Below are 26,200 nucleotides of genomic sequence, written 5' to 3'. Positions count from 1 at the left end.
TGATTATCTCGTTTTTCAAAGCAATGGATTGTCTTAAAAGGTCATGGAGTGTCCAAAATGAAGTTTTTTGGTGTATTTGTCCTATTTTGTATATTAAATGTCTCATTGAGTGTAATTGCCTCCGGTTTCCAGTCTGAACTTGACTATTCCTACGAATCTCCTGACCTGACCATAGGTATCCCCTCTGCGATAATTGTATCGGAAGACGGTGTCTGGACCGGCGGTGAGAATGGGTTAATGGATATAAGGGCCGGAGAATTATTAAAATTCTCAAAGGCAAAAAATAGTGCAGGAATATCGACATGGGTAACTGATATCGACCGCCTGAATAATCGCTATTTGCTTATAAGTGTTTATGGGAATGGCTTGTACTTAATGGATACAAGTAGCAACGAAGTAAGGCCTGTTAACACATCAGGTATTAAGAACAGAGGTTTTTGGAAAACAGATATCGGCCGCGACAAAATCATCGTTAGTACGCTCTCTAACATCCACATTTATGATATTGCGACAATGCAGGAGAGTTCAAATTTAAGGGGTAAAGGAATTGTCATTGGTGACCAGGTCGTTGATTTGGCAGTTGACGATTCATCAGACGGAATTTGGTGGATTGACAGAGATGAAGGACTTTTCTTCTATTCTTTTGCTAACGAATCGTGGGCACAATTTAATCTCTCAATCGAGCCTTCTCAAAAACTGCATACACTGACCATTGACGAAGAACACCTGTACATTGGCGCAGATAGTGGTGTGCTTATTTTTAATAAGATGACAAAAGGTGTGAGATTAGTCAGTTCCAGAAATATTCCCGACGAGGACTCACAACCAGTCCGTTCAATTTTCATCGATCAGAATGAGAAGGTATGGGTGGCAGCAGAAAATTTATATTATCTGGATTTGAAACAGGAACAACTGATAGCACACGAATTTTTGCAAGCTGAAAATGAACTTCTTATAGTCACAGATATGGCTGAAGACAGATATGGGAATTTATTTGCAGTTGATACAACCCATGGCCTGGTTGTCCTTTCTGATTTAATCACATCCATCTCCGCTACGAACCTGCCATTCACCGGGCAGGAGGTAATGTCTGTAGAATCCATGGCTAATTCAGATACTCTGCTTTTAAGAAATAATTCTCAAGTTGCTGTTACGAGCATTTCGGAAGATAGCGAAATGGAGAATACTATTTTCCAGGTTGAAGGAAGAAGGGTGCTCTATGGTCATGAGGCTGTATATCTGTTTGATGATGAAGTTAACCTTTATCCGTTAGATAAAGAAGTAACTGAAAGCCATTCCCCTTCCGGCATATCAGTAAAAATCGACGAAGTAGTTTTTAAGAGTGTTTTAGAGGCATTTGAGGTAGGCGGGATAATCTACGCGCTGGTTCAGGATTCAGAAGGGAACAAGTTGCTTAATCTCAGCCATGGCTACAAAGAAGTATTACCTTATTTCATTTCAAATATACGAAGAACGACAAATGATTCTTTAATCCTGACCGTTGACGGAGTGGGGATTTTCGAGATTGCAGGTAACTCCGGAATAAAGCAAATTGACTTCGGAATATCTCACCAATATCAGGTATATACATCTATTTATTCTGATAATGAAAGTTTACTGATCGGTACATCAGGTAACGGATTCCTCTTTAAAGATTTAATATCAGGCGACGCCGGGATAAAAAATTCCGGCCCCGGATTCATTCGTGATGTTGTTTCTTTGGATAAATACTGGCTTGTAGCTGCAAACAACGGATTATTCGCTATTGGTAAAGAGCATGGAGAAAACATTTTTATAGGAAAGAGCTTTGGAATTACCGATTCAGACTTTCAGTTTGACGGGATCGAGGTTACGAAGAACTTCATCTTGGTAAGGGGTGACAAGCAAAGCAATTTGCTTGAAAAAAATAGCTTTTTGGGAAATCTGAAGCAACTCAGTCAGAATAAGCACAACATCGATACATCAAAGATTAAAATTGAAGTTGCTGATAGTTCTGTGGAAATGCTGGGTAGCGAAAAGGGGATCTCCACTGTAGAAGACAGTTTTACAATTGGTCTTCCTTCGACAAATTATGTTGCCAGAGGTTTACTCAGCTACGAATACAAATTGACGGGCAGAGATTCCGACTGGATCAAATTAGCTCCGGAAGAAAGAATAATTACTTTAAGCGAGCTTCCTGTCGATAGTTACTCGCTGAAGATCCGCATTCACGACCCCAGAAGCCATGTAGAGCAGCCTGTTACTACTATCCCATTGAACGTACTTCCACCGTGGTGGCGCACGTGGCAGGCAATGATGGTCTATCTGTTGATAGTCATTATTGGTCTTTATCTCGCTTACAGAAGCTATTTGAAACGGGTTGATGAACAGGGGGCTATGCTTACAACGCTGGTGGAAGAGAAAAATAGTGTCATTCAGGATACCAACCAGTTTATGCAGCGGATGCTGCGGAATAAACAACGTGCCATGGCGAATTTGTCACACGAAATCCGTACACCACTTACGCTTATACTCGGGCCCTTGAAGGAAGTGCTGGAAGCGCCGGATTCAGACAAAACGGTGGAGCGGGTTGAGCTCGCTACGCGAAATGCAGACCGGATCAGTGTGCTGGTTGACCAGATGCTGGAACTGGAAAAACTGGAATACATCAAGACTCTGCCTCCCCAGCATTATGAGCTGGATCATGATATGCCCCGCATCATGTTTGACTTAAAAGCATACGCGGCGCTGAAAAAACACCAATTAACATGGCAGTGCTCTGGCCAGAAGCGAATTACGTTATTCACTGACAGTCTCGAAAAAATTCTCAGTAACCTGGTCTCCAACGCAGTGAAATATACACCTGAAGGCGGAAAGATCGGCGTATCGGTAAAACAGCGGCAGTTGCAGCTGGTCATCGAAGTCAGTGACAACGGAGCCGGCATGACTGAAGAGCAGGTGGATAAGATTTTCGACCGTTACACCCGTCTGGAAAATGAAGCCGAAGGTACAGGTGTGGGGCTGGCGCTGGTGAAGGAACTTGTTATTGCTAACGGCGGGCATATTAAAGTGGAATCTGAGCCCGGAGCCGGTTCCTGTTTTACCGTATTTTTGCCTATGACGGGATCAACAACAAAGTCGCAGGCCATAGCGAAGGAAGTGAAAGAGAACCCGGCACGTCATTACAACATCGATCGTGAACTGGTGGGTGAAGGAAAAGTCATTCTGGTAGTGGATGATAACGAGGAATTGCGCACCTATATCCGGGACTTACTGGGAGGCGTTTATCGTTGTCTGATGGCATCGAATGGCAAAGAAGCGCTGGATATCATTGCCAGAGCAAAGCCTGACCTTGTTCTGACTGACTATAAAATGCCGGATATGGATGGTCTGGCTTTCGCAAAAGCCCTGCGCAGAGATGACTCTCTGGCGAAAGTGCCGCTAATTTTCATGTCTGCCTTTGGCGATCCTAAAAGTATACGGCTGGCACTTGAAGCCGGTGCCGACAGCTATATGACCAAGCCGTTAGAGAAACCGCTGTTGCTATCCAGAATAAGTAATTTATTTGAACGCTATCAACCTGTGGAGCCGGAGGTGACTGAACATGTCACAGAAGAACCAGAGGACGAATTACCCGAATTTGAAAATGAGCAGGGGCAGCGGTTCTATTTTAAAGCACTGGAATTAATGGAAAAACACTATGGAGATGAAGATTTCACAAAACCTGTGTTCGCTGAAATGATGGCGGTCAGTGACAGGCATCTTCAGCGTTTGTTCCTGTCGTCTTTTGACAAGCCATTCAATGCCGTGATCAGAGAATTCAGACTTGAAAAGGCCAGAGGCATGCTGGAAGAGGGGATGCAAATCACTCAGATTTCTTACGATACAGGGTTTGCTTCACCTTCCCACTTCAGCAGGGCTTTCAAAGACGTTTACCATACAACGCCGTCGAAATATCAGAAAGAGCACTATCACTTCAAACGAAAGGCGTAGAAGCGGGCTAAGCTACGCACACGGTCTTTTTATCGTTCTGCCCCGGATTCAGCTATTTGAATCAAATCCTGTTGCAACGGCCTTGTCAGCCAGTCCGTCATCGTCCGCAGTCGTTTCGTTTGCAGCTTTACCGGCGCATAGAGTAAGTGTACCGGCAGCGGGTGAGGCTCATAATCCGGAAGTACGATAACCAGTTTGCCTGCCTGCACCAGTTCCGCTACCTGATAGTGCAAAAAACGACAAAATCCCACGCCACTGACACAAGCTTCTAACGCTGCATCCACCTGATTGGTGGTAAGACGACTGCTGAGGGCAATCTTCTGACTCTTCCCGCCTTTTGTGAACATCCACTCTGACGGGCTTTCCAGTACGCTTAAATGAATTGCCGGCAAGCCGTTGAGTGAATCCGGTGACAACACTGACTGGTGAGCAGACAGAAATACAGGGCTGGCACAAAGCACATGGCGCATGGTGCCCAGTTGTCTGGCAACCAGATTATGATTACCGATGCGTCCTATCCTTACCGCTACGTCCACGCCTTCACTGAGCATATCCACCGGCCGGTCCAGCAGTAACAAATCTACCTGCATTTTCGGATACCGTGACAGGTACTGGCTGATCTTAGGCATGACATGGCGTTTGCCGAAGGTGACCGGTGCCGTCACTGTGACTTTTCCCTGAGGTTCCGTTTGCCGGTCTGTCAGGCGACTCTCAGCTTCTGTAACTTCGGCCAGTATTGTCTGACAGCGGGTGTAGTATTCGCGCCCCTCATCAGTAATGACAATACTGCGTGTAGTGCGGTGAAATAACCGCACTTCGAGATGATTTTCAAGGGCCGCCAGAGTGCGTACTACGGATGTCAGAGATGTGTTCAGATGCTCTGCTGCCCCGGTCAGGCTGCCCTTGTCTGCGATGGTCACAAACACCTGCATGGCTTTAAACTTGTCCATAACCCTTCTATTAGTGCGAAAAACGGTTTACTGAAATTAACTATCGCATCTTTATTGCGATATGCATACGGTTTAACGTGAAACAAATCGTTAACAACGTGGTGGAAAATACATGAAGCTTTATGATTTGGAATTATCAGGAAACTGTTACAAAGTGAGATTATTCGCGGCTCTGGCGAACATTGAGCTGGATATTGTGCCGGTGGATTTCATTAATGGTGAACACAAAAGTGATGCCATGCTTGCCCTGAACCCCTGGGGCGAAATTCCGGTGCTGACAGATGGCGATATTACGCTCAGAGATGCTCAGGCCATCCTTATTTATCTCGCCCGCAAGCACGACCTTGAAAGCTGGTTGCCGGCAGATGCTCAGGGTATGGCAGAAGTGCAGCAATGGTTGTCAGTGGCGTCGAACGAAATACAGCATGGTCCGAACGCCGCACGGCTGGTAGATAAATTTGGTTATGCGCTGGATAAAGTCACCACGCTGGGTACCTCTGAACGTATATTAATGTTACTTGAGCAGCGTTTGTCAGTGCACGACTGGCTGGCGCTGGAGCGTCCGACAATAGCCGATTGCGCGGTAATGCCTTACGTGGCGCTGGCCCCTGAAGGTGGCGTGAGTTTATCAGATTACCCTGCTGTGAACCGATGGATTGCACGTATCAAAGAATTGCCGGGGTTTGAACCTATGCCTGGTGTTGAATAATTCCCAGCTGTCATGCTGCGCCTGTCAGAAGGTGCAGTATCATTTTCTGATGTCCTGCCTGATTATTGAACGAAAACACAGCAAACCATAAATAATTGCTTAACAGTGCATAAATATTCATTAATTTAGACTTTTTACTAATACGAAGGTCAGGTATATTTTTGATAAAAATGCGTCTCGCAAAAAATAAAAGCAATAAGCGCGACAAGGAGGCGTTTCCGATCCGGTAATCCGGCACGGGGTTGCAACCTACGATATGGAAATAAAAGACGCCACAAAGGCGCGATAAATCCAAACTCATTAAAAAATCAGGACAACATTATGCGTAACTGGCTTTTAGCTGTTGCTTTACTCTTGCCGTGCCCGGTATTTGCTCAGGCGTCTGCCGATACGGGCGATACCGCCTGGATCCTCACTTCAACTGCACTGGTACTGTTTATGACATTACCGGGGTTATCCTTCTTCTATGCTGGCCTGGTACGCAGTAAAAACGTGCTGTCGGTACTGATGCAATGTTTTGCTATTGCCTGCGGCGCATCGCTTATCTGGCTGATTGCCGGTTACAGCCTGGCGTTTGGTGAAGGAAACAGCTTCATCGGCGACTTTTCAAAAATGTTCTTAGATGGCGTGACGAAGGACAGTTTGTCCGGCACCATCCCTGAAGCATTATTTTTTATGTTCCAGCTCACATTTGCGGTTATTACACCTGCGCTGATGGTGGGCGGCTTTGCCGAGCGTATGAAGTTCTCTTCCGTGCTGATATTTGCGCTGGTGTGGCTGGTACTGGTTTATCTGCCAGTTTGTCACTGGGTATGGGGCGGCGGCTGGCTGGCTGAAATGGGACTGCTGGACTTTGCCGGTGGTACCGTCGTCCACATTACTGCAGGTGTGGGGGCTCTGGTGGCAGCACTGGTGATTGGAAACCGTACCGGCTACGGCAGTGCTTCCATGATCCCTCATAACCTGACGATGACCGTCGGCGGCGCTGGTATGTTATGGGTAGGCTGGTTCGGCTTTAATGGTGGCAGTGCTGTGGCTGCAAACGGTGATGCTGCAATGGCGATGCTGGTGACTCATATCAGTGCGGCAGCAGGTTCGCTGGCATGGATGACACTGGAATGGAAAAAATACGGTAAGCCTTCTGTACTGGGTATTGTCACCGGTATGGTTGCCGGACTGGGTACAATTACGCCAGCTTCGGGGTTTGTTGGCCCTGCGGCCGGTCTGGTTATCGGTTTATCTGCCGGTGTGATTTGTTTCTACTGCACCAACCTGATCAAACAGAAATGGAAAATCGACGATTCTCTTGACGTTTTCCCTGTGCACGGTGTTGGCGGTATTCTGGGAACGTTCCTTGCCGGGATCTTCTGCTCACCAGATTTAGGGCTGTTCAGTGGCTTTGGTTTCGGTGGCGGCAACACCAGTATTTCTGAGCAGTTAACCGTGCAGGTGATTGGTATTGTGGCGGTATTTGCTTACACAGCCGTGATATCCTGGTTACTGCTTAAAGTGGTATCTGCCATGACTAACGGTCTGCGTGTGGATATGGAAACCGAGCAGAAAGGCCTGGATATCTCAAGCCACGAAGAGCGCGGATATAATCTGTAATCCCGCTGCTTTGTTGTGAACAGACGCCGCGTTATGACACGCGGCGTTTTTTCTTCACAAAGAATGCTGCTTACAATCATTCGGCTCATTCGTAATGAATAAAACCGTCTGATCAGGGTTCACATTCTGTGCGGAGCGTGTAAAAATTCTGTGAATGTTATCGGTAACGTTAAGCGTATTTTCCACACAAGGAACCAGTATGTATAAAAGATTACTCACCGCGGGGGCGTTAAGCTTCAGCTTACTTTCTCCTGTTGCCATGGCGATGGATGCCACATTTGCCAAAAATGGTGTCACTGTAAATGGTGCCGGTGATGATGCTGTGTGGCAGGAAGCGCAATGGCACCCGCTGGAGCATCTGATGGTAGGAAGCATGCCATCTAAAGAGGATTTCTCCGGTCGTTTTAAACTGGCATGGGACGAAAGCAAGCTCTATCTGCTGGTGGAAATTGTGGATGATGTTCTCATTGATACCCATCCGGATCCAAAGGATAAATACTGGGATGATGATTGTCTGGAAGTGTTCATAGACGAAGATGCATCAGGCGGTAATCACCAGTACAGTTATAATGCCTTTGCCTATCATATTGCGCTGGATGGCAATGCTGCAGACTTTGGTGATGAAAATGATGGCAATGGCGTGGTGTTGCTGAACGATCATGTGGAAAGTGAGTGGCACCGCGATGAATCATCACCGTATACCATTACCTGGGAAGTGGCGATTGATATTTATGATGATTCATTCAGTACCGCTAAGCCGGGCGAACCGCTGTCATTAGAAGAAGGTAAGATAATGGGGTTTATGCTGGCTTACTGCGATAACGACGGCAGCCCTGAGCGTGAACACTTTGTGGGTTCTCATGAAATTACGCCGGTTAACGGTGATAAGAACCTGGGTTTCATTGATGCATCGGTGTTTGGCAAAATTACGCTGATGAAGTAATCAGGTAAAAGAAGTAGCAGCGGCGTACTGCTACTTCATTTTCTTTTTCAGTTCCCTGGCAACCTTTGCCGATTCAAAGGCTACACTTTCCTGATCGTCAAAATGAGGATGACGGGTAAGCTCACACATTAGTTTCGGGATGTCTTTTAGCGGCAGCACATGTGACGGATGGTCGTTCATCACAGCATTCAGCGGCAGGTAGGGAGCATAAGCATCTTCCGGTGACTGTGCCACGGTGATACCGCCCTGTGCCGATGTTTCCCGTAAACCCTGAACACCGTCGTCCAGATTCCCGGTAAGCAATATGGCAACCGTTCTGTCGGAATACTCCCGCGCAGCAGATTTAAACATCACATCGATAGCTGGGCGCCAGTAAGACTCATCAGGGGTTTCATAAAACTTAATACGGTTGTCCTCCACCCCTATGTGAAGATTATCCGGAGGCAGATAGATATGACCTGATCTGACAACCTCTCCTTCAACAGCGTTTTCCACGGTCAGCAGGGTTTTCGCCTGCAATACCATGCGCATATCACCGGCTTTGATATCGCTGTTTTTTATCCGGTGTAACAACAGGAAAACCGGAGCAGGAAAGTCGTCAGGCAGATTTTCCACAAGATGAATAAACGCCTTAACGCCACCTAATGAGGCGCCGATAAAAAATACCGGACTGACCTCAGGGTATCTGACCACGCTATCAACTTGATTTTCCATCCAAATATTTCTCCAGCAAGCCATGAAGTTTAGCTATTTCTACGGGCTTGGGAAGAAAATCGCTCATTCCGGCCTGTTTGCAGCGGTTGATGATGTCCTGATGAACATGGGCGGATACTGCTACAACCCGGGTATTCTGAAGCTTGTCACCGGGGAGTTTTTTAAACTCTTCGAAAAAGGTAAAGCCATCCATTTCGTCCATCTGCAAATCCAGCAAAATAAGTGCATAAGTGCTGTCTTTCACTTCATTGAGGCCTTCTTTACCATTGCGGGCTACATCGTACTGCACACCCAGCTCATCCAGGTAAGACGACAAAATGAAAATATTGGCTTCGTTATCCTCGATAATGAGTACCCTATGGTCGCCTGTATTGCGAAGCTTAAGCTGGCTCACCGGTACATTGGTGACGGCTTCCCTGACCACCTTGGGCGTTTGCAAGGGCAGATTAATTGTAAAGGTAGTGCCTTTGCCTTCTTCACTTTCAACGTCGATGCTGCCGGCCATCAGACTAACCAGTTCTTTGACAATAGACAGCCCGAGGCCGGAGCCGCCGAAGCGTCTGGCAATGCTTGAATCTGCCTGCGTGAACTTATCGAATATTTGTTTGATATGTTGCTCAGACATACCAATTCCGGTATCCGAAACTTGCAGAACCAGTTGATAAACCGGTTTGTCCCAGTGACCTTTAGCAATAATCTTTATTGTGCCGTTTTCAGTGAACTTAATGGCATTTGACAGCAGGTTAGTGACTATTTGCTGTATTCTTAACGGGTCGCCGATAAATGTGTCTGGCAGATCTTTGTCAAAAACAGCCGAAATTTTGCGGTTGCTGTTCACATTATCCATGGAATACAAGTCAATGAGATCGCGGATGATGGCTTTGGGCGAAAATTCCGTATATTCCAGTGACAGCTGCCCGGATTCCAGCTTGGCAAAATCCAGCAAGTCGTTGAGTAGATCCCGTAACTTCTTCGTGGCGTTATCGAGAATTTTGAGCAGCCTGGCCCGCTTTTCTTCATTATCAATTTGCAGGCCGAATACTTCATTTACACCCACAATAGCGTTGAGAGGTGTACGAATTTCGTGGCTGACATTAGCCAGAAACTCTGTCTTCGCCAGGTTGGCTTTCTGAGCCTGTTCCCGTTTCAGATCCAGCTCTTTTTGCTGATGCACCAGTTCGGTATTGTCGATGAAACTGAGGATCGCGCCTTCAATCGATTGGTTGGTTGCGTAGTAGGGGGTGATGTGCACCCAGAAATGTTTGTCTTTATATTCTGCCTGGATGGTTTGAGTACCGGCAGTAGACGCCACTTGTTTAATGACTTTATGCAGATCAAAGCTCTCGAACCGCTCCTGAAGACGTTCGGCGAAGTGTTCCAGATCCGTTGTTAAAGAGAAGAACTTTCGGGCAGCCAGGTTTGCCCTGACAGCATTCGAATCACTGTCAACACATACCAGCGGGAACTGCAGTGAATTCTTGATATTAACCAGTTGATTCGTCACCTGCTCCAGTGAGGTGGTTTTGTCATTTAACTGGTCGTTCATCGTCACTAATTCTTCATTAGTGGACTGCAGCTCTTCGTTAGTGGTTTCCAGTTCCTCGTTAGAGGACTGCAGCTCTTCATTGGATGATTGCAATTCTTCGTTCATGGACTGCAATTCTTCGTTAGATGTCTCCAGTTCTTCCACTACGGTCTGGATGTGCTCCCGCGCCATTGAAAGTTCGTCTTCCAACTCTTTAATGCGCTCTGACGATTCGTCATGAATTTCCTGACTTGCCGGCTTTTGTACATCAGCCGTTCTGGTAAAACAGACAAGCAGGAACTTCTCATCCTGCTCTTCTATTTGTACCGGCATCACCTTCATTCTCACCTGGCAAGGTTCACCGTCAATGGTCAGGCGGCGTAACTGACTTTCAGACTGCTTTTTGGTCCGGGTCACTTTATATACCAGAGGCCGGATTTCATGGCGGAACATTTCAATGACAATCTCGTTTAAGTTAAACGAGGGTTTGCCTTTGGGAAACTTAATATAGTGGGCACTGTTACCGTATATGTGCTCAACATCCAGGTTATCGTTAATTAATACACAGGCATCGCCGAGTTGCTCTACCAGTGCATCCGGTAAGCTCGGCGGCCGGGAGGTGTCTGCAACGCGCTGAGGTAACTCTCCGATAGATACAGAAGATTTGCCGCTTAAATGGAACCGTTGCGGATTAAACGAAGTAACGCTGCGCTTCTGGAAGATTTTGTCCTGAGAGTTCACAGAACGGAATATATCCGTTACCTGTGATGTACTTTCAGATTTCCCTAAGAACAGGTGACCGCGTTCACGCAAGGCGTAATGGAAAATACGGTACACCTTCTTCTGTAATTCCTGATCGAAGTAAATCAGCAAGTTGCGGCAAGTGATCATGTCGATGCGCAGGAAGGGAGGATCGTCAATAATATTATGACCGGAGAAGAGAATGATGCGTTTGAGTTCGTCTATGACCTCATAAGCATTTCCTTTCTTTTTGAAGTATCTCTCTTTGTATTCTTTCGGCACATCCGCCATGGATGCTTCGCTGTACAGGCCGCGTCTGGCTACTGCCAGTGCATCAGTGTCTACGTCTGAGGCAAATATCTGGTGCTCTTCGCTACTGATTTTATCCGGCCCGCCAAGTGCTTCTGACAGCATGATGGCCAGACTGTAAGCTTCTTCACCGGTAGCGCAGCCAACCACCCATAAGCGAACCGGTTCGCCGGAGGATTTACCTGATGTAATGTCCTCAAGAACAGGGGCCAGTTGACTGAACGTAGCGGGGTCGCGGAAAAAGTTGGTCACAGAGATGAGAATGTCTTTGTATAACATCCGCACTTCTTCTGAATCGTGGCTCAGCAGTTCCACGTAGTCGTTAAACTCGTCCACCTTCCTGGCCAACATTCTGCGCTCAATGCGTCGCTGTAGCGTCGCCTTTTTATAGTGTTTGAATGATACACCGCACTGTTTCCTGACAATATTGACCAGGTCGATGAACTTATCCTGTACCTCGTCGGCTTCAATTTTTACTCTGAGTTCCTGTGGCAACTTGGTACTGAGATCTTTAAGGTGTTTGCCGATCCCGGAAGGGCTAAGACAAAAATCCACGCATCCGGTGTCAATTGCCGAACGGGGCATGCCATCATAACCGGCGGACCTTGCGTCCTGCGCATAGGTGATGCCACCATTGGCTCTGATCACCTTAATACCATGAGCGCCGTCAGTCCCCGTGCCTGACAAAATCACACCAACCGCATGCTCTTTTTTCGCTTCAGCCAGCGAGACAAAAAGTGCATTAACCGAAGGCTTGGCCAGAGAAGTAGTTTCTTTATCTGACAAATACAGTTTATCGCCCTGAACGGTGACGTCATATTTAGGTGGCGTGACATGAATGACGTTGGGTTGGGCAAGCATTCCGTTGGTAATGGTTTTGACTTTCAGCCGGGTATTACGCTGAACCAGTTCAGTCAGTTTACTTTCGTGTTTAGGAGACAGGTGCTGGGCGATGATATAAATCATATTTGAATCGCCGGGGAGCTCCTCACACAGATTTTGTATGGGTTCCAGTCCACCCGCTGAGGCACCAATACCTACCCAAAAATAACGCTGTTCAGGTGACGGAGATTGCATCTAACCAACTTGAAGATAAAGAAATATTGGCCTCATCTTATCATTTAGTCTAACGAGATCCATCAAAACTGGTGTTGGATTATGGTTTACGGAGCAGGGGCGGGCATCACAAGGTCATACAGGTCCGCCAGCGCAGGAGACTGCGCTGCAGCACTCTTTAGCAGCGCCGCATGAGGGTTCACTTCTGCAACGGTAAACAGCACATCGCCCAGTGTATTTTGCATGGCAAGGCCGGTGTAGGTTGTTCTGCTTAACGTGCGCTTTTTCAGCAGGGCGAAGGTGTCTCCGACGACCACGCCGTCTGCACTGCCCATACCAATCACCAGTTCACCTGACAGCTTGTCGACAACCTGCGTTACTGTGGCCTCGCAGGTGATAATACTGGTAATGTCGGACACGGCAGCATTCACAGTGTTCAGTGCCACACGGCCAAAGTCGCCGCGCCAGAACAGGCTGTTATTGGTATCTACACTTTGTCCTTCCGGGTAGCTCCAGTCCGCTTCGGCATGGTAGCTTTCCTGAAACAACAGGGAGTTTCTGAAGGCATCGACAACATACACATCCAGGGTAAAATTTCGCCGTCTTGATACATCATCATCGTCTTCAATGTTGATTTGTTCGAACAGGCTGATGTCGCGGATATAGCCAAACACAATGAACTGCCGCCCCTGGGTTTGTGCCAGATAGGAGGCTTTGTCATAAATAATCTGCGGCGTCAGTGAGTTGAATGCGCTGGTGGAGGCAAACGCCTTGTCCAGCAACTGCACATTGAGCTGTTGTTGCTGGCGGATTAGCTGTTGCTCCAGCCGTTTACTGATTTGGTGACCAAAATCGTAAATATCGCCGTGGGCGGCCTGTCTGGGTCGTAATAACTGAAATTGTGTCACCAGCACTGAGCGGCTGTATTTGTCGCTGTCACAGGCAAATATAGGTGTGATATTCACTTTCACGGAAACAGTGAGGTAGCCATCCTCTAATGTTTCATCAATGATTTCGACCCGCTGAATACGTCCGGTAGAGTGGATCTCGGCCTTGCTGCTGATGAGCAGTCCGTTTAAAACCACATCTTCAGCTGTAATGAGACTGCCTGATTTAAACGATGCATCGGCGATAGCATTTTTGATGGCCATAATGCGAACGTCGTCCAGCGGTGCATTTTTAACTGCCAGCTTTGCTTCGCCCTGAACCCATTCTGCATAGACGGGACAAGACAGCATAACCATTGTAGCGGCAGCAAGTAAACAGCGGATTAAATACATACAGCTACCCGAAAATAGAAAAGAGTTTGCTTAACAGGCTGCGTTTCTGATTATCCTGCAGCTCGCCTTTACCGCTGTATTCAATAAGCGCATTACCGACTTTTGCAGAGCTGACGGTATTGTTCACATCAATGTCTTTAGTCCTTACCTCGCCGGAAAAACGGATAAATTCCTTCCCCTGATTCATGGTGATCCACTTTTCACCGGCCACCACCAGGTTGTTGTTCGGGAGTACTTCTACCACGTAAACCGTGATCTTGCCCTCCAGGGTATTGGACTGGCTGGCATTAGCAGAGCTGTTAAATTCACCGCCCTGTTCATGGTCAACATTTAAATCGTCATCGCTGATGTGTATCGGACCTGCGTTCACAGTAAGCGGTTGGATCTGAAAGCTCGCGCTTTTGTCTTCGTTGTAGTCGACAGACTTTTGCGAAGATGTTTGTTCGTCCAGTTCTATCAGCACCATATCGCCTACACGGAAGTTGTGATGCAGCTCGTACAAGCCCGCTGCATTGTCCGGGTCAAACAGCGAACCTGTGGGAACACGGACTACTGACACAGTCTGACTGCGCGGTGGACGGAAAGTGGCTTCCCCCTGGGAGACTTCCTGCTGACTGGTATCAATGGCGCGCTGTTTTACTTTCGGATTTGTCGGACTGGACGCCACCACTTCCTCTTCTTCAGACAGGGTTGATGTGCAGCCTGCCAGAGCCAAATGTAAAGAAGCGAAAATCAGTAAATACTGGCATTGTAATTTCATAGCTGTTTAACCAAATGTGCTTGCTGTGCACGAAATTTATTATGTTTTATATGGAGTAAATGGCCGCCGTCCTTTGCGATTCGAAACAAATACTAACTGACAAACTCGTAAAAACACGCTCAAACATGAGCGATTTGCGAAACCTTTACAATGTTGACAAATGCCTGCCGGGTAGGGGGATTTATGCGTATTTTCGATGCAACTGGCGATTATTTTACAACAGCTGATGAGTCCGCTCAGGCCGTTTCAGACGTGGCAACTACCGCTGCGGAAGTGGTATCTGACAGTAACGGCTTTACTGCGATGCTGGCTATGCTCACATCCGCTGACGATGACACACAAACACAGGCGCAGGACGCGACGATTGCGGATATTCAGTCTCAGTTCACCTCTTCACTGGGGATCCCGGGACTGGATGAAGACGTGCTGTCATCGCTGACATCAGACTCCGGGCTGGCAAAAATGCAGAACGCATTTCTGGCTATGTTGCAGGCTGATTTGCTCTCTTCATCTGAGGCATCCTCTGAAGACACCGGAGAGACTGCGGCCTCAGATTCTGAGGCTGAAAGTATTGCGCTGGCAGACGGGGAAACAGGCTGGGACAGCTTCATGAATGCCGCTTTCGGTGAGGACGGGGTCGACTGGAACGATGGCTTTGATGCGGTGAATCTGCTGCATCATATACCCATTGTCGCCGATGTGTATCAGTCGGTATCGTCAACAAATATCAGTGCGGTATCTGATCTGGCTGGCAGCTTTATGTACGGTGGTCCGGCTGGCCTTGCGTACTCTGCAGCGAACCTTACCGTGCAGGAGTTTACCGGCAGTTCGATTACCACAAACCTGTGGGAACTGGGTTACGACTGGCTGTTTAACCGTGACGTGACCGGTGGTAATGAAAGTTTAACTGAAGCCGTTGCCGGGGAAGGCGGAGAAGCTGTTGCCCATTCAGCTTATCAGTTTGCCAGACGGCAATTTGATGCTGATGCGGCGGAAGAAAGCGGCAACTGATTGCCGCATTTTTGATTGCTAGCCGGTGAAGTCTGCCGGAATTGCTGAAATATTATTCGGCACCACTGACAATCTGGACCTGCGCCAGATCGGTGTCGCCCTTAATGACTTTATAAATGGCATCCTGCACCAGCGTGCGCATGCCATCTTTCATAGCCTGTTCTTTCATATCAGACACACTGCCTTCTTTATATATCAGGCCACGAAGTTCCGGCGTCATCCCTAACAGTTCGTGAACGCCGGTACGGCCACGGTAACCTGTTCCGCCACACTCTTCACAACCGTCCGCTTTATGCAGCATCAGAGGGGAGGGCAGATCCAATTCGTTAAGATAACTCTCACCGTACTGACGTTTAATAAACGCAATGTCATTTTCCGATGCAGGATATTGTTGCTTACAGCTTTTACACAGGGTGCGGATAAGACGCTGGGCGAGAATTCCCACACAGGCATCAGAGAAGTTCACCGGGTCAAGACCCAAATCAAGCAGACGGGTTATCGTTTCCGGGGCTGAGTTGGTGTGTAGTGTGGATAGGACAAGGTGACCGGTGAGTGATGCTTCAATGCCGGCATGAGCCGTTTCTTTATCACGCATCTCACCGATAAGAATAATATCCGGGTCGGCCCGTAAGAATGCCCGCAATGCATTAGCAAACGTAAATCCGATTTTCGGGCTCACCTGCACCTGTTGCAGGCCGGCCTGGGTAATTTCCACCGGGTCTTCTGCTGTCCAGATTTTCTTTTCAGGGGTGTTCAGATAACCGAGTACGGCGTGCAACGTAGTTGTTTTACCTGAACCGGTGGGGCCTACTACCAGCAGAATACCGTGAGGCTTGCGGATCATGCTCTCCAGCCGGTTCATATTAGATGGTGCCAGGTTCATCTTATCGATGGGCATAGCGCCGCCGGAGGCAAGAATACGCATTACCACGCCTTCACCGGCCACAGTCGGAATGGTTGCTACCCGAACTTCAACCAGCTGACCATTCATCCGGAAAGCCAGTTTCCCATCCTGAGGTACACGTTTCTCTGCGATATTCAGATTGGACAGGATTTTAATCCGCGCAATAACCGCACTGTGGTGAGACTGAGGTATCTGACTCATATCCCGGCACACACCGTCTATGCGCATGCGGACCCGTGTGGGGCCCCCTTTTTCGGGGTCAACGTGAATATCGGAGGCATTCAGTCGTTTAGCGTCGTGCAGTACGCGGCTGACAAGGCGGACAACAGCCGGCGCATCGTCCGACATCTCATCGACCTGGTCTTCGCCTTCGTCATCACCGGCGCTGATTTCATCGAGGATCTCACTCATCTCGCCGGGCGCACCATTGCCACCGCCTTCACCCAGGTATTGTAAAACCTGATTAGGCAGCGCCACGGCGATTTCGTAACTGTCGATACCCATGGCGCTTTCAATTTCCATGAGCAGGGCGGCGTTATTCGGCTCTGCCATCAGAACAATAGGGCGCTCATGAACATCCGCAATCACGGCAACGAGGTTACGTTTCAGATAAGACAGGTTCAGGCGGCTGTCATTCTGAAACAGATGGTACTTTTCCGGCAGATAAGAGATATAAGGAACCTGATAATGCACCGAAAGGGTATTACCGATATCGTGTTCACGGATGCTGTGTTCAGACATAAGACGCTGCACAATCGTGCGCTGGTCGTTGGTGCTGTTCAACAGGTCTGTGAGCGCAGCGGGTGCTATCTGATTTTTATGCAGTAATAAGTCAAAGGGGTGATTAGTACCACCCAGCTCATAGCGGAACTTATTGCCGAGTAGCTCAGTAAGTTGTTTCGCGACGGTAAGGTCGCTGCCATTGAACGGACCGGTCTGCTTATTTATAAGCTGCATGACACCGAGCAGTACGCCGGCATTTAATACCGGTACACAAAGAATGTTGTTGGTCCGGAAGTTACTGCTCTTATCGAATTTATCTGCAAAGCGCAGGCGGGGATGAATGCCTTCGAGTTCTTCTTTATTATAGGGATCTGCAATGACGATGGGGCGTTGGGCAAGTGCCACGTAACCGGCAATGGACAGCGGCGAGATGGGTACTTTAATTTCCTGCGTCGCTTTACCGGTTTTGAACCGTGCTACCAGATCCTGGTGCTGACGTCTGCGCTGGAAAATACTCATTCGCTGTGCATCGAACAACTCAAGAATGATGGGTTCGATTTCACTGAAAGCATCTAATAATGACGAGTGCTTCGCCAGAATCGTATTAATTTTATCAAAAGCGAGCTGCTGACTACTATTTCCAAGCATAAATAAGGTATCTGTCTGTGACTTATAATACAAAAAGGCAGTGCTGCCCGGCACAACCCGGAACCGGTATACAAAGAAAAAACCGGTACCTATATAAAGAGGTTTCACAATAACCCTTTATGACCAAAGCGGCAACTTGACCGTCAGACCAGAAGCGACATTTACGCTTAATTACAGTCCGGGCCGCACCATTCTTTTCCGGTTCACACCCTGTTGAATAAAAATAGATCAGTTTTTCGCATTTGTGAGTTGCGCTTAACCGATAATTCTGTATAATTCGCGCCCACTTGCCCTGTACAACATGTAACAGGAGCATGGTTTCGGCCGCAGCTACACTGCTTTTAGGGTAGATGCCGAAGCTACAACAGCGAGTAATCGGTGACGTAGCGGGCGTGTCAGAAACAAAGAACAAGATTCCAATTGGGAATCACTGGTTTATACGCACATCTTTTCGTCCCATCTAAAGAGGGAGTGAGAAGATGATTTTTTTGTTCTTTCGATTGGAGCTTAATCGATGCCAAATCAAAGAATTCGTATTCGTCTGAAAGCGTTTGATCACAAGTTGATCGATCAGTCTACGGCTGAAATCGTAGAAACGGCGAAACGTACTGGTGCTCAGGTAAGCGGTCCTATTCCTCTGCCTACTCGCAAAGAACGCTATACAGTTCTGGTTTCTCCGCACGTTAATAAAGACGCGCGTGACCAATACGAAATCCGTACTCACAAGCGTTTGGTAGACATCATCGAGCCAACTGATAAAACAGTTGACGCGCTGATGCGTTTGGACTTGGCTGCTGGCGTTGATGTTCAAATCAGCCTGGGCTAATAAGAGAGGGTATTAACAATGGCGATTGGTCTAGTCGGTCGTAAAGTGGGTATGACCCGCATCTTCACTGAAGATGGCACGTCTATCCCTGTGACTGTTATTGAAGCGACCCCAAACCGTGTTACTCAGTTACGTACTGAAGAAACTGACGGTTATCGCGCTCTTCAGGTTACTGCTGGAACTAAGAAAGCGAACCGCGTAAACAAAGCTGAAGCAGGTCACTTTGCTAAAGCTGGCGTTGAAGCAGGCCGCACTCTGGTAGAATTCCGCCTGGAAGATAACGAAGGTGCCGAAATTGAAGTGGGCAGTGAAATCACTGTTGAAATCTTCAACGACACTAAAAAAATTGATGTAACTGGTACTTCTAAAGGTAAAGGTTTCCAAGGTGCAATCAAACGTTGGAACTTCAGTTCTCAGCGTATGACTCACGGTAACTCTTTGTCTCACCGTGCACCTGGTTCAATTGGTCAAAACCAATCACCTGGTAAAGTTTTCAAAGGTAAGAAAATGGCTGGTCAGCTTGGTAACAAGCAAGTGACTACCCAATCTTTGGAAGTAGTACGTGTTGACGTAGAAAATAACCTGATCCTGGTTAAAGGTGCCGTACCTGGCGCAACTGGCAACGATGTAATCGTAAAGCCAGCTGTTAAAGCGTAACGTCTGGGGAGTGAAGTGATGGAATTAACATTGAAAGATGCGCAAAGCGCTCTTGAAGTATCCGAAGCGACCTTTGGACGTGAATACAACGAAGCTCTGGTTCACCAGGTAGTTGTAGCATACGGTGCAGGTTCTCGTCAGGGTACTAAAGCGCAAAAAACGCGTTCTGAAGTACGTGGTGGTGGTAAGAAGCCATGGCGTCAAAAAGGTACTGGCCGTGCACGTGCCGGTACAATCCGCAGCCCAATCTGGGTTGGTGGTGGCCGCGCATTTGCTGCTAAGCCTCGTGACTTTGATCAAAAAGTTAACAAAAAAATGTACCGCGGTGCTATCAAAAGCATCCTGTCTGAACTGATTCGTCAAGACCGTCTGGTTGTTGTTGAGAAGTTCGCAGTAGATGCGCCTAAAACTAAGGCTCTGGTAGCTAAGCTGAACGAACTGGAACTGAACGACGTTCTGATCGTAACTCCTGAAGTTGATGAGAACCTGTTCCTGTCTGCACGCAACCTGTACAAAGTTGATGTACGTGACGTTGCGGGTATTGACCCGGTCAGCCTGATCGCTTTTGAAAAAGTGCTGATTACTGCTGATGCAGTTAAACAGCTTGAGGAGGCGTTAGCATGAACGAAGAACGTCTACTGAAGGTGCTGAAAGCACCTCACGTTTCAGAAAAGTCTACAATGGCGGCTGAAGCCAGCAACACTGTTGTATTCAAAGTAGCTAAAGACGCGAACAAAGCTGAAATCAAAGCAGCAGTTGAAAAACTGTTTGAAGTTGAAGTAGCTGACGTACGCACTGTGAACGTTAAGGGTAAAACCAAGCGTCACGGCATGTCTTTCGGTAAGCGTAGCGACTGGAAAAAAGCGTATGTATCGCTTAAAGAAGGTCAGGACATCGACTTTGTCGGTGGCGCTGAATAAGAAGGGGATTAGAAATGCCATTAATGAAAGCTAAGCCAACTTCTGCCGGTCGTCGTCACGTTGTTCAGGTTGTTAATCCTGATCTGCACAAAGGTGCTCCTTATGCGCCTCTGTTAGACAAGAACAACAAGTCTGGCGGCCGTAACAACAATGGTCGTATTACCGTACGTCACATTGGCGGTGGTCACAAACAGCACTACCGTATCGTAGATTTCAAGCGTAACAAAGACGGCATCCCTGCCAAAATTGAGCGCTTAGAATATGATCCTAACCGTTCTGCAAACATTGCTCTGGTACTGTATGCAGACGGTGAGCGTAAGTACATCCTGGCACCGAAGGGCCTGCAAGCTGGAGACACTATCCAGTCTGGTTCTGATGCTGCAATTAAAGCAGGTAACGCCCTGCCTATGCGCAACATCCCTGTAGGTACAACAGTACACGCTATCGAAATGAAGCCTGGCAAAGGCGCGCAAATCGCTCGCTCTGCTGGTCAATACGCTCAGATCCTGGCACGTGAAGGTAACTACGTTACTTTACGTCTGCGTTCAGGTGAAATGCGTAAAGTATTGTCTGACTGCCGTGCAACAATCGGTGAAGTCGGCAATGCAGAACACATGCTGCGTTCACTGGGTAAAGCTGGTGCGACTCGCTGGCGTGGTGTTCGTCCTACAGTCCGTGGTGTTGTAATGAACCCGGTTGATCACCCGCACGGTGGTGGTGAAGGACGTACATCAGGTGGCCGTCACCCGGTTACTCCATGGGGTGTTCCTACTAAAGGTAAGAAAACCCGTAGCAACAAGCGTACTGATAAGCTTATCGTACGTCGTCGTAACAAGTAATAGCGAGGATTCACCATGCCACGTTCTCTCAAGAAAGGTCCATTTATCGACCTTCACTTGCTGAAGAAGGTAGAGGCTGCAGTGGAAGCGAACGACCGTAAACCAATTAAAACCTGGTCACGTCGTTCGATGATCATCCCAGATATGATTGGGTTGACCATTGCGGTCCATAACGGTCGCCAACATGTACCTGTCATCGTAAGTGACGAAATGGTCGGCCATAAGTTGGGCGAATTTGCGCCAACGCGTACTTACCGCGGCCATGTCGCGGACAAGAAAGCTAAACGTTAAGGGGTAGGAAATGGAAGCATTAGCTAAACATCGCTTTGCCCGCACGTCGGCTCAAAAAGCACGCTTGGTTGCGGATCAAATTCGCGGCCTGCACGTTGAAAAAGCTCTTGAAGTTTTAGCGTACAGCCCGAAGAAAAGCGCAGCATTAGTTAAGAAAGTACTGGAGTCTGCTATTGCTAACGCAGAGCATAACGAAGGTGCTGACATCGACGAGCTGAAAGTTGCGAAAATCTTCGTTGACGAAGGTCCAACGATGAAACGTATCAAGCCACGTGCCAAAGGCCGTGCCGATCGTATCTTTAAGCGCAGCAGCCACATCACTGTAGTTGTAGCGGATAACTAGGAGTAGAAAATGGGACAGAAGGTACATCCTACAGGTATACGCCTGGGTATCAGCAAACCATGGACTTCGACCTGGTACGCTAATACTGCAGACTATGCAGACAACCTGTATAACGATCATCAGGTACGTCAGTATCTGACTAAGCAGCTGAAAAACGCTTCACTTTCTAAAATCGTGATCGAGCGTCCTGCTAAGAGCATCCGTGTGACTATTCACACTGCTCGTCCGGGCGTTGTTATCGGTAAGAAAGGTGAAGACGTAGAAAAACTGCGTAATCACGTATCTAAGCTGGCCGGTGTGCCTGCTCAGATCAACATTGCAGAAGTACGCAAGCCAGAGCTGGATGCACAGTTAGTAGCTGACAGCATCTCTAGCCAGCTGGAGCGTCGTGTAATGTTCCGTCGCGCCATGAAGCGTGCGGTACAAAATGCAATGCGCCTTGGTGCCAAAGGTATCAAAGTTGAAGTTAGCGGCCGTCTGGGCGGTGCAGAGATTGCACGTTCTGAATGGTACCGCGAAGGCCGTGTTCCTCTGCACACTTTCCGTGCGGACATCGATTACGCGACTTCTGAAGCTTTAACTACCTACGGTATCATCGGTACTAAAGTTTGGATCTTCAAAGGTGAGGTTCTGGGCGGTCTGCCTACAAACCAGGAGCCGGCTGCGCCAGCTCAACCTAAGAAGAAAGGCCGCAACGCTAAGCGAGAGGGCTAAATCATGTTACAACCAAAACGCATGAAATTTCGTAAAATGCATAAAGGTCGTAACCGTGGTCTTGCTATTGCTGGTGGCAAAGTAAGCTTCGGTACTTATGGCCTGAAAGCAGTTGGCCGTGGTCGTATGACTGCACGCCAAATCGAAGCAGCGCGTCGTGCTATGACTCGTCACGTTAAGCGTCAAGGTAAAATCTGGATTCGGGTTTTCCCTGACAAACCAATTACTGAGAAGCCTCTTGAAGTGCGTCAAGGTAAAGGTAAAGGTAACGTTGAGTACTGGGTATGCCAAATTCAACCTGGCCGTGTTCTGTACGAGATGGAAGGTGTTCCTGAGTCTCTGGCACGCGAAGCGTTTGAACTGGCAGCGGCAAAACTGCCATTTAAAACAACCTTTGTAACTCGGACGGTGATGTAATGAAAGCGACTGAACTGAAAGAAAAAAGCGTAGAAGAGCTGAACGCAGAGTTGTTAAACCTGCTACGCGAACAGTTCAACTTGCGCATGCAGCATTCAACTGGTCAGCTTGAAAAAACAGACCAGCTGAAGAAAGTGCGTCGTAACATCGCGCGTGTTAAAACCATTCTGACTCAAAAGGCTGATGCGTAATGACTGAGCAAAAAATTCGTACAGTACAAGGTCGTGTGGTTAGCAACAAAGGTGATAAGTCTATCACTGTTGTTGTTGAGCGTTTCGTTAAACACCCTATCTACGGGAAGTTCATCAAGCGTTCTACTAAGCTTCACGCCCACGACGAAAGCAACGTTGCTAACGAAGGCGATACAGTCACTATCCGTGAGTGTCGTCCTGTTTCCAAGACTAAGACTTGGACACTGGTTGACGTTGTAGAAAAAGCTAGCATGTAATTGCTCGTTATTTTCTTAAAAAGCCCGGTAAATCCGGGCTTTTTTGTGCCTGCAATTTGCCATTCATAATTACTTACATACTCTTCCGGCGCGAATCTCTGTTTAACGATATCCTTTGTGTTTTAAAATAGTGTTACTGTGCGTGTGCGAAAACACATATCTGCACTGACTTCACAGCGCAATAAGAAATAATAATGAATAACACGGAGACGGAAATGAAACCCAATATGAAAACCCTCGCAGGCTTTGCACTGAGCCTGGTAGCTGCATCTATCATCGGATGTTCACCTGCCAGCGAAAAGATGCAGGAAACCACTGCCCCTGTTGCAGCGGAACAAACTGCGCAATCAGAAACAGAAAGGCTTAATGCCTGGTTTGAAGAGCAGTATGAGAAGCAACTGCAAATGTCACCCATCACTTTAACCATGCGTGGCCGCAAAGAGCGCTACGGTGAAATTGATGATGCATCGGAAAAAGCTGCTGAAGAGCGTTTTGCCATGCTGGAAGCCGCTGTTGAAGAAATGAAATCCACCTTCGATTACGACAAGCTGGATGATGCGGCAAAGATCTCATGGAATATCCTGGTTTACTCTTATGAACAGGATAAGCTGATGAAGCCTTTTGAGCGCCGTGAATATATCTTTAATCAGATGTTCGGTATGCACACGTCTCTTCCTACAGTATTGATTAATTATCATAAAGTGGAAAGCGAACAGGACTTAAAGGACTACGTAAGCCGCCTGGGTGAAACCGGTCGGGCGATGGAGCAGTTAATCGACCGCGCGCGCATCAACGCCGATGAAGGTGTGAAATCACCGTACTTTGCCTATCAGGGCGTCATTGAACAAAGTAAGGGCATTATCTCCGGAAAGCCCTTTGATGACTCTGAGAACGACAGCGCACTGTATGCAGATTTTAAAGCCAAAGCACAATCTCTTGTCGATGCCGGTGAACTGACAGAGGAGCAGGCTGACGGCTACCTTAAAGACGCCGAAACCATGCTTACCACTAAGCTCGGGCCTGCATATCAAACGCTGATTGACTGGTTTGAAGCTGATCTGCCTTCGCTGGATAAGAATGCTAAAGGTGTCTGGGCACTGCCGGACGGCGAAGCCTATTACAATGCCATGCTTGCACGCTCCACTACCACAGACATGACTGCGGATGAAATTCACGAACTGGGGTTAAAAGAAGTCGCCCGTATTCGTAAGGAGATGGAAAAGGTAAAAGCAGAGCTTGGATTTGAAGGTTCTCTGCGTGAGATGTTTGATTACTTCCGTGAAGATAAAACCGATGAACGTCTCTATTACCCGAATACCGATGAGGGCCGTGAGGGTTATCTGAGTGATACCCGTACCTACATCAACAACATGAAAGAAATGCTGCCTGATTACTTTGGCCGTCTTCCTAAGGCGGACCTTGTGGTGAAACGGGTTGAGCCTTTCCGCGAGCAACCGGGTGCTGCACAGCATTACTATCCCAGCTCTCCTGATGGTAAGACGCCGGGCGTTTACTACGTACACCTGATTGATATGACCATGATGCCAAAAAGCGAAATGGAAGCGATTGCTTATCATGAGGGTGTACCGGGCCACCACATGCAAATTGCCATTGCTCAGGAACTGGAAGATATTCCCACGTTCCGCACACAAATGTTCTTCACCAGTTATGTGGAAGGCTGGGCACTTTATGCAGAGCGTCTTGCCAGCGAAATGGGCGCTTACAAAGAACCGGTAAATAACTTTGGCCGTTTGCATTCTGAAATGTGGCGTGCAATCCGTCTGGTTCTGGACACCGGAATTCACGCGAAAAAGTGGACAGAGCAACAGGCTGTAGATTACTTCATTGATAACTCGCCAATTTCTGAAGGTCAGGCGAAATCAGAAGTACAGCGCTATTTTGTCATGCCGGGTCAGGCAACCGCTTATAAAATCGGTATGCTGAAAATTCTGGAGCTGCGTGAAAAAGCAAAAACTGCGCTGGGTGATAAGTTCGACATCCGCGGATTCCACGACCTGGTATTGGGGGGCGGTGCCGTGCCATTAAGCACGCTGGAGCTGATGGTAGACGACTGGATTAAATCTCAGTCTTAATGTTGCCAGAGGTTGTTCAGGGGCGTTCCCCTGAACAACCTGCTTCATACTATTGTCCGCGTTTAATTACGCGTTCGCATTTTCCCTTCCACTCATCGTCCAGTACATCCAGTTGCATATACTCTGCTGCTTTTTCAGGATTGCCCTTGTCATAAACGGCCGTCATTAAATCAGCAACGCTGACCGTTTTATCTGCTCTGGAAATCAGCTTTACTTCATCGCCGGTGTTCAGTGTGCCTGTTTCAATCACTCGGAAATACCAGCCGGTAATGCCTTCATTTCCGACGAAGCGATCAAGGTTCTTTATATCGAAGCGTTGGGAAATTTTATTACAGGGGGCACGGGGTGCACCAACCTGTACAACTATCTCACCCATCTGCCAGACGTCTCCGATGAATACGTTAGTGTCGTCCATGCCTTCAACTATCAGGTTTTCGCCAATGGTGCCCGGGACAAAGTTACCCTCAGGAAACGCTTCTGATAAACATTCATAACCACGGTGACTGAATTGATGGAGCACTTTCTCCGGGCCACCGTGCAGCTTTTTATTACCCTGTTCGTCTTCCTCAGTACCCGACATCAGTACAGTGAGAAAAGGAACGGGTTGTTTCTGAATGGCGCTGGGCGCTCCCCGCGGACCAAAGGGGACCGGTTTAGCTGCGTATAAAGCTTCGATATGCATGATAGTTTCCACAACAGAGAAGGGTCAGCGTGTTACTTTAAAAAAAACTGCAGCGTATTTAAACCTTTTACATGTCGTCTGCGACTAACCTGAAAACACACCGGATAAAACGGAATA

General features: G+C 47.8%; 24 protein-coding genes. 17 read left to right on the top strand and 7 right to left on the bottom strand.

What is annotated here, in order from left to right; genetic code table 11:
- The first annotated feature begins 57 nt into the window (after positions 1–57).
- Entirely contained in the window at positions 58–3,972 is a 3,915-nt protein-coding gene (locus ACXAH4_RS03330) for an ATP-binding protein (protein WP_474880689.1), read from the top strand.
- A gap of 29 nt (positions 3,973–4,001) precedes the next feature.
- Here ACXAH4_RS03330 and ACXAH4_RS03325 read toward each other — a convergent pair whose 3' ends face one another.
- Entirely contained in the window at positions 4,002–4,922 is a 921-nt protein-coding gene (locus ACXAH4_RS03325; RefSeq protein WP_474843601.1) for a LysR family transcriptional regulator, read from the bottom strand.
- Positions 4,923–5,034: 112 nt separating this feature from the next.
- Between ACXAH4_RS03325 and ACXAH4_RS03320 the strand changes: the two genes are divergently transcribed.
- The 3 genes from ACXAH4_RS03320 to ACXAH4_RS03310 all read left to right on the top strand — a co-directional run bounded on the left by ACXAH4_RS03320 (position 5,035) and on the right by ACXAH4_RS03310 (position 8,182).
- Positions 5,035–5,631 (top strand): glutathione S-transferase family protein, encoded by a 597-nt coding sequence (locus ACXAH4_RS03320; RefSeq protein WP_474843599.1) that lies wholly within the window; start codon positions 5,035–5,037, stop codon positions 5,629–5,631.
- 321 nt (positions 5,632–5,952) lie between these two features.
- Complete coding sequence (locus ACXAH4_RS03315) at positions 5,953–7,239, top strand: ammonium transporter (protein ID WP_474880687.1); 1,287 nt, start codon at positions 5,953–5,955, stop codon at positions 7,237–7,239.
- Positions 7,240–7,438: 199 nt separating this feature from the next.
- Positions 7,439–8,182: a CBM9 family sugar-binding protein gene (locus ACXAH4_RS03310; protein WP_474843593.1), complete on the top strand. Its 744-nt coding sequence runs from the start codon at positions 7,439–7,441 to the stop codon at positions 8,180–8,182.
- A 30-nt stretch (positions 8,183–8,212) separates the two neighbouring features.
- On the opposite strand, the gene ACXAH4_RS03305 is transcribed toward ACXAH4_RS03310, so the two are convergent.
- The 4 genes from ACXAH4_RS03305 to ACXAH4_RS03290 all read right to left on the bottom strand — a co-directional run bounded on the left by ACXAH4_RS03305 (position 8,213) and on the right by ACXAH4_RS03290 (position 14,567).
- On the bottom strand, positions 8,213–8,896 hold the full coding sequence (locus ACXAH4_RS03305; protein ID WP_474843591.1) for a chemotaxis protein CheB: 684 nt from the start codon (positions 8,894–8,896) through the stop codon (positions 8,213–8,215).
- Complete coding sequence (locus ACXAH4_RS03300) at positions 8,880–12,548, bottom strand: CheR family methyltransferase (protein ID WP_474843589.1); 3,669 nt, start codon at positions 12,546–12,548, stop codon at positions 8,880–8,882. The genes ACXAH4_RS03305 and ACXAH4_RS03300 overlap by 17 nt, the downstream gene beginning before the upstream one ends.
- Before the next feature lie 86 nt (positions 12,549–12,634).
- A complete protein-coding gene (locus ACXAH4_RS03295; RefSeq protein WP_474843587.1) occupies positions 12,635–13,807 on the bottom strand; it encodes a flagellar assembly protein T N-terminal domain-containing protein in 1,173 nt (390 codons plus the stop codon).
- Positions 13,808–13,811: 4 nt separating this feature from the next.
- A complete protein-coding gene (locus ACXAH4_RS03290) occupies positions 13,812–14,567 on the bottom strand; it encodes a flagellar basal body L-ring protein FlgH (RefSeq protein WP_474843585.1) in 756 nt (251 codons plus the stop codon).
- 183 nt (positions 14,568–14,750) lie between these two features.
- Here ACXAH4_RS03290 and ACXAH4_RS03285 point away from each other — a divergent pair, with 183 nt between their 5' ends.
- Complete coding sequence (locus ACXAH4_RS03285) at positions 14,751–15,578, top strand: hypothetical protein (protein ID WP_474843583.1); 828 nt, start codon at positions 14,751–14,753, stop codon at positions 15,576–15,578.
- Positions 15,579–15,630: 52 nt separating this feature from the next.
- On the opposite strand, the gene ACXAH4_RS03280 is transcribed toward ACXAH4_RS03285, so the two are convergent.
- The gene (locus ACXAH4_RS03280; RefSeq protein ID WP_474843581.1) at positions 15,631–17,853 is read right to left on the bottom strand and encodes an ATPase, T2SS/T4P/T4SS family; all 2,223 of its coding nucleotides are present in this window, start codon (positions 17,851–17,853) and stop codon (positions 15,631–15,633) included.
- Positions 17,854–18,367: 514 nt separating this feature from the next.
- Between ACXAH4_RS03280 and rpsJ the strand changes: the two genes are divergently transcribed.
- The 12 genes from rpsJ (at position 18,368) to ACXAH4_RS03220 (ending at position 25,401) form a co-directional block, all read left to right on the top strand.
- Complete coding sequence (rpsJ, locus tag ACXAH4_RS03275) at positions 18,368–18,679, top strand: 30S ribosomal protein S10 (protein ID WP_008845776.1); 312 nt, start codon at positions 18,368–18,370, stop codon at positions 18,677–18,679.
- A gap of 18 nt (positions 18,680–18,697) precedes the next feature.
- Complete coding sequence (rplC, locus tag ACXAH4_RS03270; protein WP_119499828.1) at positions 18,698–19,336, top strand: 50S ribosomal protein L3; 639 nt, start codon at positions 18,698–18,700, stop codon at positions 19,334–19,336.
- Between the two features lie 18 nt (positions 19,337–19,354).
- Positions 19,355–19,960, top strand: a complete 606-nt coding sequence (rplD, locus tag ACXAH4_RS03265; RefSeq protein ID WP_119499829.1) for a 50S ribosomal protein L4 — start codon at positions 19,355–19,357, stop codon at positions 19,958–19,960.
- A complete protein-coding gene (gene rplW / locus ACXAH4_RS03260; RefSeq protein WP_119499830.1) occupies positions 19,957–20,256 on the top strand; it encodes a 50S ribosomal protein L23 in 300 nt (99 codons plus the stop codon). Before rplD ends, rplW begins: the two co-directional genes overlap by 4 nt.
- A gap of 14 nt (positions 20,257–20,270) precedes the next feature.
- A complete protein-coding gene (gene rplB, locus ACXAH4_RS03255; protein WP_119499831.1) occupies positions 20,271–21,095 on the top strand; it encodes a 50S ribosomal protein L2 in 825 nt (274 codons plus the stop codon).
- 15 nt (positions 21,096–21,110) lie between these two features.
- Positions 21,111–21,386: a 30S ribosomal protein S19 gene (gene rpsS, locus ACXAH4_RS03250; RefSeq protein WP_119499832.1), complete on the top strand. Its 276-nt coding sequence runs from the start codon at positions 21,111–21,113 to the stop codon at positions 21,384–21,386.
- A 10-nt stretch (positions 21,387–21,396) separates the two neighbouring features.
- On the top strand, positions 21,397–21,729 hold the full coding sequence (gene rplV / locus ACXAH4_RS03245) for a 50S ribosomal protein L22 (protein ID WP_119499833.1): 333 nt from the start codon (positions 21,397–21,399) through the stop codon (positions 21,727–21,729).
- Positions 21,730–21,738: 9 nt separating this feature from the next.
- Positions 21,739–22,443: a 30S ribosomal protein S3 gene (gene rpsC / locus ACXAH4_RS03240; RefSeq protein ID WP_119499834.1), complete on the top strand. Its 705-nt coding sequence runs from the start codon at positions 21,739–21,741 to the stop codon at positions 22,441–22,443.
- A 3-nt stretch (positions 22,444–22,446) separates the two neighbouring features.
- Positions 22,447–22,860: a 50S ribosomal protein L16 gene (gene rplP / locus ACXAH4_RS03235; protein WP_070125803.1), complete on the top strand. Its 414-nt coding sequence runs from the start codon at positions 22,447–22,449 to the stop codon at positions 22,858–22,860.
- Complete coding sequence (gene rpmC, locus ACXAH4_RS03230; protein ID WP_119499835.1) at positions 22,860–23,051, top strand: 50S ribosomal protein L29; 192 nt, start codon at positions 22,860–22,862, stop codon at positions 23,049–23,051. Before rplP ends, rpmC begins: the two co-directional genes overlap by 1 nt.
- Positions 23,051–23,308: a 30S ribosomal protein S17 gene (gene rpsQ / locus ACXAH4_RS03225; protein WP_119499836.1), complete on the top strand. Its 258-nt coding sequence runs from the start codon at positions 23,051–23,053 to the stop codon at positions 23,306–23,308. The genes rpmC and rpsQ overlap by 1 nt, the downstream gene beginning before the upstream one ends.
- Positions 23,309–23,523: 215 nt before the next feature.
- Positions 23,524–25,401: a DUF885 domain-containing protein gene (locus tag ACXAH4_RS03220; protein WP_474880685.1), complete on the top strand. Its 1,878-nt coding sequence runs from the start codon at positions 23,524–23,526 to the stop codon at positions 25,399–25,401.
- A 49-nt stretch (positions 25,402–25,450) separates the two neighbouring features.
- Here the strand turns inward: ACXAH4_RS03220 and ACXAH4_RS03215 are convergent, their stop codons facing one another.
- Positions 25,451–26,083: an MOSC domain-containing protein gene (locus ACXAH4_RS03215; RefSeq protein ID WP_474843573.1), complete on the bottom strand. Its 633-nt coding sequence runs from the start codon at positions 26,081–26,083 to the stop codon at positions 25,451–25,453.
- Between the last annotated feature and the right edge of the window lie 117 nt (positions 26,084–26,200).

It is taken from the genome of Alteromonas sp. ABV2_168 (assembly GCF_056161165.1).
The sequence above is the reverse complement of the archived record's forward strand: the minus strand, read 5'-3'. Positions and strand labels throughout refer to the sequence as shown.